This window comes from Alcanivorax sp. (assembly GCF_051117345.1).
Taxonomy (GTDB): Bacteria; Pseudomonadota; Gammaproteobacteria; order Pseudomonadales; family Alcanivoracaceae; genus Alcanivorax.
Map to the genome: position 1 here is coordinate 1 of NZ_JBNPEC010000029.1, position 4082 is coordinate 4082.

Here is a 4082-nt window from a genome sequence, read left to right on the forward strand (position 1 = left end):
GTTGGGAAGCGCTGAGCGTGAACTGGGTGTAATCTGGCTCGAGCAATTCGAAACCATGGATGACGGGTTTGACAGGGCCCGGGCAGTGTTGATCAACCTGCAGACTTTGTGGGTGGCATGGCTGTGGTAGCGCAGTGGGTTTGCGGTGCACTTTTCATCGGCGTCCTGAGCCGGTATGGCTATTGAAACAACGTCTACGGAGTCTTTTGGGGCGAATGGGCCAGCCTGATTATTCGTTTCGTTCACTCTGGCGCTGCTCCCACAATGCTTTTACCGGGGCGGAGAGTTTCTCCGGATGTTTGGGAGTGACGCTGGCGAAACAGCGATGCAGGTGCTGCAGATCCTTTTCCAGATCGCCGCTGGGCGTCAGCACGTCGGGAAAGACAATGCATTTATTCTGGTAATCCGCCAATGCCACCACGATGGGGACGCCGGCCTGGTAAGCAATGTGATAAAAACCGGTTTTCCATTTGGGGGCTCGGGAGCGAGTGCCTTCCGGGGTAACCACGATATAAAGCTGATCATGTTTGGCAAACTGCTCCACGGTCTGTTCCACCATGCCGGCGGAACGGGAGCGATCAATGGGGATGGCGCCGCATCGGCGCAGCAGCCAGCCCAGCGGGCCCTTGAACAGGTTGTCCTTGATCATCAGATGGGCATCAAGCCCGATGGCGGTTTTGCCGATCAGACCCAAAACACCGTCCCAATTGGAAGTGTGTGGACCGCCGACGATGATGGCGCTATCCACAGCCGGGAAGGGTGCCACGTTCCAGCCGGCGGCGCGCAACGACTGTTGGCAAAGTCGCTGGGAAAGACGTTGCGGCTCGGGGAAGGTGTCGTTGTTGGCCATGACAGTTCCTTAAGCGCGGACTTCCCACCAGTATAGAAGTCTCTCGCGCTTGGGGAAATCCATGGTCGGACACGCTGTTATCAGGTCCCGCAAAAGGTCTGGCAGACCCGCTCCTCCGGTGCCGGCGGCTGTCGGTAGCTGTCGTTGGGTTCGCGGTCCGCATAGGGGTCGGCCAGCGCGTTCAGCAGGGCTGTGGTGACAGCCAGGTCGCCCTGTTCCGCCGCCGTTAATGCTTCTGCCACACGATGGTTGCGGGGGATCACCGCCGGGTTGTGATTGCGCATCAAACACAGGGATGACTTGAGCGGTTTCTGGTTGCGCCCCAGGCGGGCCTGCCAACGCTGGTGCCAGTTGATGAAGGCGTCATCCTGGTAAACACCATCGGCAGGAAAGTGTTCGCTGGTGATATCGCGGAAGGTGTTGGTGTAATCCGCCTGGTGCGCTTTCATCCATTCCAGCAGATCGGTAATCAGCGTTTCATCCACCGGGTCATCACCGAACAGGCCCAGCTTTTTCTTCATCATTGCCAGCCATTTTTCGCTGTAGCGTTCGCTGAAAGACTTGATGATGGCGGTGGCTTTTTCGATGGCGCTGTCCACATCCTCGTCGATCAGCGGCAGCAGGGTTTCCGCGAAGCGGCTCAGGTTCCACTGGGTGATGGTGGGTTGGTTGCCGTAGGCGTAGCGACCCTGATGGTCGATGGAGCTGAACACCGTGTCCGGGTCAAAACTGTCCATGAAGGCGCAGGGGCCGTAGTCGATGCTCTCGCCACTGAGGGCCACGTTGTCGGTATTGAGGACGCCATGGATAAAGCCCACCCGCATCCAGTGCACAATCAGGTCTATCTGGTTGTCCATCACCGCATCCAGCAACGTCAGGGCCGGGTTGTCGGTGGGTTGGCGGTCCGGGTAGTGGCGGTTCAGGGTGTAATCCACCAGCGCTTCCAGCAATGCGGGGTTCTGCCGGCCGGCGGCGTACTGGAAGGTGCCCACCCGCAGGTGCGATGCCGCCACCCGAGTGAGAATAGCGCCGGGCAAGGCGGTTTCCCGCAATACCGATTCGCCGGTAGTCACCACCGCCAGGCTACGGGTGGTGGGAATGCCCAGGCCATGCATGGCCTCGCTGATGATGTATTCGCGCAGCATGGGGCCGAGCGCGGCACGGCCATCGCCACCCCGGGAAAACACCGTACGCCCGCCGCCCTTGAGCTGGATATCCCGGCGTGCGCCATCCGGGGTGAGCTGCTCACCGAGCAGAATGGCGCGACCATCGCCCAACATGGTCAGGTTGCCGAACTGATGGCCCGCGTAGGCCTGGGCGATGGGGTCGCTGCCGTCGATCTGCTCATTGCCTGCCAGCACTGCCGCCCCCGCCGGGCTGTCCAGTGCCTCGCCGTCCAGCCCCAGTTCTGCGGCCAGGGCCCGGTTGAACAGCAGCATCTGTGGCGCTTTCACCGGCTGTAGCGGGCAGTGGGAGAACAGGTCTTCCGGCAAATGGATATAACTGTTGTCGAACTGGAAACCGAAAGGGCGAGTCATTGTGGGCGCTCTGCAAACCATGGCCCTACAGGTTAACAGGAGGGGTCGGGCGGGGTCATTCGGTGTGGTGTGTCAGTAGTCCTGCCGATCTTGACTGTGCTGCCATAACTGGAAGGCGGTGAGCCGCTGTGGGTGATCAAGCTGCTCGGTGGTCAGCTGGCGCTGCGCCACGGGCCGGCTCAATTCCTGGTAGATAAACTGGTCATCAAAGCCGATACGGGCTGCATCGGCCTGGCTGTTGAGATAGAACAGTTTGTCGGGCCGGGCCCAGTAGATGGCGCCCAGGCACATGGGGCAAGGCTCGCAACTACTGTAGATCACACAGCCATCCAGTTGATGGCTGTTCAGGTGGTGGCAGGCGGCGCGGATGGCTTCCATTTCCGCGTGGGCGGTGGGGTCGTGCTGGGCGGTCACCCGGTTGCAGCCCTGGCCAATGATGATTCCATCCTTTACTACCAACGCGGCAAAAGGCCCTCCCAAGCCACGGCGCACATTGTCTTCCGACAGAGAGAGGACCGTCTGTATCAGGGCCTGGTGATCAAGTAACGGTGCCATGGGTCAGCGTCTCGAGCTAGTGGTGCGCCGGCATTGGTGGGTACCCCCTTACCGGCGGGTCACCTTGCCGATCACGGTGTTATCCAGATAGTCCGCCCAGGCCTGCAGCATTTCCCGGCGTTTTTCCAGATAGGCCTGGCGGTCGGTCTGTTCGTCGCCGGTCTGGCTGAGCAACTGCGACTGGATCTGCTCCGCCTGGTAGCCCAGTTCACCCAGTGCCGTGGCGGCCAGGGTGCGCAGGTTGTCGGTGGACACCGGGGTGGTGCGGGTCACTTTCTTCAGGGCGCCGCTGAGGGTGCTGGCGCCCAGATGCTTCTTGCGGTCGCGGGTGCCGGGGAAGATATATTCCTGGCGGCCGGTGATCGGCTCTATCTCCCGCAACAGCTCCACTGCCTGGCGGGGCAGGGGCACGGTAATGATCTTGTTGCCGTCCGGGCTGTCCGGATTCTTGCGGCGGATGCGCCATTCGCCGGCATCCAGATCCATGTCCGACCAGCGTGCGTTGACGATCTCGCTGGGCCGGGCCAGCAGCCAGACGGTCAGTTTCAGTGCTGCGGTGGTGGTGGTGCGGCTCCATTGTCCGAGCACGCCGCTGGCCAGATTGAAGAGTTGCTCACGAGTGCTGAGCAGGAATTCCGGCTCGGTGCCGGAGCCGGTAAGCCGGCGGCGCAGGACGCCGGTCTGCTGGAAGCCGGCCACACCGGTATCGCGGGCATGACCGTAGACCCGTTTGGCGATACCCAATACCCGCTTGCCCTTGTCCAGATGCCCCTCGGCGCCCAGGGCCGCCGCCAGGGATTTCAGATCTTCCGGGGTCACTTCACTGACCACCCGCTTGCCGATACTGGAAATCAGGTAGTTTTCCATCTGCCGCTTGGTGCGGCGGAACTGTTCTTCAGAGACCTCGAACCGGTAGACCCGTTCCAGCCAGTCCCGCGCCACGGCCTCGAAGGTTTCCACCGACGGGCTGAACACTTCCCGTTTTTCACATCGGGTGAGCGGGTCAGTGCCGTCGGCGATCAGCTCCCGGGCCTCGTCGCGAAGCTGGCGGGCAAAGGCCCGGGTGACCTCCGGACAGGGGCCAAGGGTTATGACATTGCGCCGGACGTCGCATCGGAGGCTGACTTTCCAGGTACGAT

General features: G+C 61.6%; 4 protein-coding genes. All 4 read right to left on the minus strand.

All coding sequences use genetic code 11. The annotated features are described in order from the left end of the window. Positions 1-229: 229 nt before the first annotated feature. Positions 230-850: a 1-acyl-sn-glycerol-3-phosphate acyltransferase gene (locus tag ACFE0K_RS02000; protein ID WP_434534471.1), complete on the minus strand. Its 621-nt coding sequence runs from the start codon at positions 848-850 to the stop codon at positions 230-232. 80 nt (positions 851-930) lie between these two features. Beyond that, entirely contained in the window at positions 931-2388 is a 1458-nt protein-coding gene (locus tag ACFE0K_RS02005) for a protein adenylyltransferase SelO (RefSeq protein WP_434534472.1), read from the minus strand. 72 nt (positions 2389-2460) lie between these two features. Then, complete coding sequence (locus tag ACFE0K_RS02010; RefSeq protein ID WP_434534473.1) at positions 2461-2943, minus strand: nucleoside deaminase; 483 nt, start codon at positions 2941-2943, stop codon at positions 2461-2463. A 48-nt stretch (positions 2944-2991) separates the two neighbouring features. Further along, positions 2992-4082, minus strand: a 1091-nt coding sequence (locus ACFE0K_RS02015) for a tyrosine-type recombinase/integrase (protein WP_434534474.1), incomplete at its 5' end; no start/stop codon positions are given.